Raw genomic sequence first — 4,992 nt, forward strand, 5'->3', positions numbered from 1 at the left:
TCACTGGTGGAGGCGGATGCTGGTGGGTACGAGCTGTCCGCCGAAGGTGGTGGTGAAGGTGGTGCGGTAGCCGTACACACTGCTCCGGCCCTCGGCGATCGGCAGCGCGTCGGCCGAGCGGAGGAGCGCGGCGGCCGCCCTGTTCCAGGTGCCGCATCCCGTGGTGCCGGTCTTCCGGAGGGCCTGGGCGACAAGGGTGTCGTATTCGGGGTTGTCCACCCCGGCGAAGTTGAGGCCCTGGGAGGGGCCGGAGAAGAAGGGAATGAAGCCGGTCGGCAGGGCGAAGCCGGGTGTGCTGCCGACCACGACGTCGAAGTCCGCGGTCTCGTACATGGCGTTGACGAGGGCGGGCAGGCTCTCGCTGACCAGGTCGACCTCGGCACCGAGCGCCGTCCACTCCCGGGCCATCAGCTCGGCGACGGAGGCCAGCGTCGGGCCGAGGTCCGGGCTGGTGATCAGCCGGAGCCGTAGTGGCTGCCCGTCCTTGGTCAGGGGGCCGCCGGCGGTACGGGTCCAGCCGGCGGCGCGCAGGGCCTCGGTGGCGTTCCGCGCGGGCAGGTTGGCGTCGGCGAGGTCGGTGTGGCAGACGGCGCCCTCGGCGCCGAAGTCGGTGGCGGGGCTGCCGGTGCCGCCGACGGCGACGTTGGCGAGCCCCTGGCGGTCGAGGGCGGAGACCAGGGCGCGGCGAAGTGCCCGGTCGGCGAGCACCCGGCCGTCGCGCTGGTTGAAGAACGTCAGCCCGATCACGGTCGCCACGTCGGTGGTGGCCAGGCCGCGGCCGGTGAGCCGGGCACGGTCCGGCCCGCTCACGTGCGCGATGTCGATGGCCCCGGTGATCAGCAGGTTCGCCGCCGTGGAGGCTTGGGGCACCACGGAGATCTCGATGTGCTCGGGGAGACCTGGTTCGGAGGCCGTCGCCCCGGCGGGCCCCCAGGCGTAGTCGTCGCGGACGGTGAACTCGTACGGTCCGCCGGGGGTGTAGCGGGTCAGCACGTAGGGGCCGGTGCCCTGGCTGGAACGTTCCAGCGCCCGGGGCCGGCCGAGTCCGGCGGGGCAGACGATCGGCAGCAGGCCGATCGTGCGGGTGAGGAAGGGGAAGGGGGTGGCGGCTCTCACCGACACCGTGCCGGTCCCGTCGTCGGCGCTCGCCGTGAACGGGACGTTCGGGAGGACGGTCAGGGCGCCGGCGAGCTGTTTGTCCGGGTCTCCCGCGTAGGTGAGCGACCGGGCCACCGCGGAGGCGGTGAGGGCGGTGCCGTCGGAACAGGTGATCCCGGGGCGGAGGGTGAAGGCTGCCTCGGTGGCCGTGGCATGCCAGGAGGAGGCCAGGCCGGTGACCAGGGCGCCGTCCGGGGCGAGGTTGACCAGGGAGTCGTAGGCGTAGCGGGCCTGGGAGGCGCCGAAGGCGGAGTACGGATCAAAGCTGGGCGTCTCGCTGGACTCGGCGATCCTGACGGTGCCGCGGTGCACCAGGGGGGTGGTCGTCGAGGAGGTGGCGACGCCGCCGCAGCCGCTCAGCGCGAGGGCCGAGGCGGTGAGGGCGGCCGCCAGGGCGGCCGGCGGTGTGCGTCGGAACATGGAGTCATGGTGCCACCGGAGCCCACCCGTGATGAGCCAACTCCCTTGCGCGGAAAGCGTGTTCGAACCCCTGGGGCCGCCCGGCCGCTTGGCCTGGGACGGCGGGGGCGACCGGGACGGCCGAGCCTGATTCACCCGTATGAGTCACACCTGGCCCTCCTTGCGGAGCCGAGGGGTCGGGCGATGCGGCAGCGGACGGGAAAAGCACGTGAATTACATCAGGGACCGATAATCCGATTATCGTGCAGATGAATGTTCGGATGCGCTCAATTCAGGACACGCGGAAAGTCCACCGACACTCACACGAGTGAATCAAGCGGCAGCCATTTGGCCCAGGCAGGCACGGTTCGACTACCGTGATCACGGGACGGCGCGTTCCGGTGTCCAGGAATTCGATTCCGAGTGAGTCTCCGAGTGAGTTCCGGATTTCGAGACGGAATGCTTCATACCCGCCCGGCTGTGCGCTGCTCCCGTTCTCGTGCCCGGGTTCCCTGTCATACGTATGCGTGGAGAGGATGGAGCGTCATGCCGCCTGTAGTACCGCCCTTTCTGGTCGGACTCATCGTCGCACCACTGGCCAAGCGTCTGCTCAAGCCACTGGTCGGCGGAGTCGTCAAAGCGTCCGTCGGCATCGCGATGGAGGTGAAGAAGGCGGCCCACGAGGCCGGGGAGAACATCCACGACCTCGCGGCCGAGGTGGCCGCCGATGTGGTGGCCGCCCAGATCGCCGCCGCTGAGACCGAGGGCCACTCCGTTCCCGGCCAGCATGCGGCCGGGAGCGGCGCCAAGGGGGACCGGAGGGCCCCGAAGATCCGCGCGACCGCCGAGAGCGCCGCCGGCAAGGCGAACTGACGGTCCGTGTGAACCCGCGGCCGCCATCGGGCGCGTCCGCCGATCGATATCGGCGGGACGCGTCAGGGTGGCGGCCGTTCGCGGGCCGACCTGCCGCAGTGAATTCCTTTCAGCATTTCCCGCTCCGTCGCCGCGATCCGTCGTATCCGTAACGGAATTTCCGCGACCTCCGCAAACAGGTGAACGTACAACATGCCATCGCTACTGGGTGCCGCATCCGGATTCCGCTCCATGGAACCGGATACGAGCCCTCGCTCGGTCACGCCGGGCCGCCAGCGCTGGGACGTCGGGCTCGTCGTCGGACGCCCCCGGACGGCCGAACTCCTGGCCGCCGCGCTGCGCCACATTCCCGGGATCACCGAGGCCCAGGCCAGTCCGGTCACCGGAGGGGTGCTCGTCCGGCATGACGCGCGCCTGCGTGCCACGGACATCGGCCGGATCATCCGCAGAGCCGTCACCCGGGTCGCGGAGGAGACGGTGGGCACCGGGCGCACACCCACGCCCGTCCCGACGGCGGACCGCGGCCTGGTCGTGCGCCCGGTGCTCGCCGTCGGCGGCGGGGTCGCGGCCGGCGCCGCGCTGCTCAGGGGGCCGGCACTGAGCAGGCAGCTGGTGGCCGCGGGCGGGGTGGCCGTGGCGACCGCGGTCGTCCTGCGCAAGGCCTGGCGCAGAACGGCCGACGCCGCGCAGACCGCGGCCGGGCCCGGTTCCGCACGCCATCCCCTGCTGGAGATCGCCGGTCCGCACCGCCGCCGCCTCTACCGCGCCGCAGCTCTGTCCGTCGCCTGCCAGGCCGCGGAGATGGCGCTCGGCACCTTCCTCGGCTGGACCGGCCTGGTGCTCATCAAGGGCGAGGCTGCACCGCTGGCCCTCCTCGGCCTGACCACGGCCTCCGCCCAGCTCTGGGGGCTGGCCGGGCTGGTGGCCGCCGCCTGCGCCGCGGTGGCGGGCCTCTCGTACGCCTCGAACCTCCAGTGGCGCAGGCTCGGCCAGGACATCGAGCACGACTGGCGGGGCCGCACGTACCGACACGTCCAGCACCTCGACCTGGGACAGCTGGAGGGCGAGCGGACCAGCCGGGTGGCCGGCACACTCACCAACGACGTCGGCCAGCTGGGCGCCTTCTTCGCGGGCCCGGCCAACGACATGCTGCAACTCGGCACGAGTCTGGCCCTCCTGGTGCCGGCGTTCCTCCTGCTGGCACCGCAGATCGCCTGGATCGCGTTCCTCCCGATCCCGGTCATCGCCTGGCTGTCACTGCGCCACCAGGACAAGGCCGCCGCCGACTACGCCACCACCGGCGAACGCCGCGCCGGGCTGGGCAGCCAGGTGATCAACTCGCTGGAGGCCGGTGCGACCGTCAAGAGCTTCTGCACCGAGGACTACGAGGCCGAGCGCGTCGACAAGCTGAGCGAAGCGGTCCAGGAGAGCAGCCGGCAGACCGACCGGAGCACGATCCACCACGCCGAGACCATCCGGGCCTGCACCACCGCCTCCATGGCCGGCACCCTGCTGATCGGCGGCCGTTCCGTCCTCAACGGCACCCTGCGCTTCGAGGTGTTCAGCCCTCTCATCGGACTCCCTCAGATGCTGCTCATGCGGATGAGCCGGCTCGGCGGCATCGCCGACCAGTACCAGCGCACCCTCGCCTCGTACGACCGGATCCAGCGGCTGCGCGAACTGCCGGTCGAGGCCGACGGCGGCGACGGGACACTCGACCCCGCCGAGGTCCGGGGCGAGATCGTCCTCGACGGCGTCACCTTCGCCTACCCCGGCCGGCCGGCCACGCTGGAGAATCTCTCGCTGACCATCCCGGCCGGCCGGGTCACCGCCCTGGTGGGCGCCACCGGCTCGGGGAAGACGACGATCGCCAGACTCCTGATGCGCTTCCAGGACGCCGAAGCCGGCAGGGTGCTGCTCGACGGACAGGACGTCCGGGACCTGCGACGGCACGACCTGCGCCACTCCATCGGCTTCGTCGCGCAGGACCCCTTCCTCTTCGACGGCAGCATCGCCGACAACATCCGCTACGGAAGCTTCGGCGCCTCGGACGAGGCCGTGGTGCAAGCGTCGACCATGGCCGAGGCGCACCCCTTCATCGCGACACTGCCCGACGGCTACGACACCCTGATCGGTGAGCGCGGCGCCGCGCTCTCCGGCGGCCAGCGGCAGCGGATCGCCCTGGCGCGCGCGATCCTCAAGAACTCGCCGGTCGTCATCCTCGACGAGGCCACCTCCGCCGTGGACAACGAGACCGAGGCCGCCATCCAGCGCACCCTGCGGAGCTTCGCGGCCGACCGGACGATGGTCGTCATCGCCCACCGTCTCTCCACGGTCCGCCACGCCGACCGGATCTACGTCATGGACAAGGGTGGCGTCGTCGCCGAACAGGGCACCCACGACGAACTCCTCGCCCAGCACGGGCTCTACGCATCCCTCTGGCAGCTCCAGGCCGGCGAACTCGCCGCCTGACCGCAGGAATCCGCTCCCCGCCGACCGCGTGACGCCACCGCGGTCGGCGAGCCCTGCGCGCATGCCACCCACACCTCTGGAGGTACCCCC

General features: G+C 71.5%; 3 protein-coding genes. 2 read left to right on the forward strand and 1 reads right to left on the reverse strand.

The features are described from left to right. On the reverse strand, positions 1-1,578 hold the full coding sequence (locus tag P8A18_RS00680) for an ABC transporter substrate-binding protein (RefSeq protein ID WP_306050711.1): 1,578 nt from the start codon (positions 1,576-1,578) through the stop codon (positions 1-3). 525 nt (positions 1,579-2,103) lie between these two features. Between P8A18_RS00680 and P8A18_RS00685 the strand changes: the two genes are divergently transcribed. Together P8A18_RS00685 and P8A18_RS00690 are read left to right on the forward strand one after the other, a co-directional pair. Further along, positions 2,104-2,430: a DUF5132 domain-containing protein gene (locus P8A18_RS00685; protein ID WP_306050713.1), complete on the forward strand. Its 327-nt coding sequence runs from the start codon at positions 2,104-2,106 to the stop codon at positions 2,428-2,430. A gap of 231 nt (positions 2,431-2,661) precedes the next feature. Further along, positions 2,662-4,902 (forward strand): ABC transporter ATP-binding protein/permease, encoded by a 2,241-nt coding sequence (locus tag P8A18_RS00690; protein ID WP_306050715.1) that lies wholly within the window; start codon positions 2,662-2,664, stop codon positions 4,900-4,902. Positions 4,903-4,992: the final 90 nt, after the last annotated feature.

The sequence above is a fragment of the Streptomyces sp. Mut1 genome (assembly GCF_030719295.1).
GTDB lineage: Bacteria > Actinomycetota > Actinomycetes > Streptomycetales > Streptomycetaceae > Streptomyces > Streptomyces castrisilvae.

Excerpts from the sequence above, each read along its gene's own strand:
- P8A18_RS00680 (WP_306050711.1), bottom strand. The coding sequence starts at position 1,578 with ATGTTCCGACGCACACCGCCGGCCGCCCTGGCGGCCGCCCTCACCGCC.
- P8A18_RS00685 (WP_306050713.1), top strand. The coding sequence starts at position 2,104 with ATGCCGCCTGTAGTACCGCCCTTTCTGGTCGGACTCATCGTCGCACCA.
- P8A18_RS00690 (WP_306050715.1), top strand. The coding sequence starts at position 2,662 with ATGGAACCGGATACGAGCCCTCGCTCGGTCACGCCGGGCCGCCAGCGC.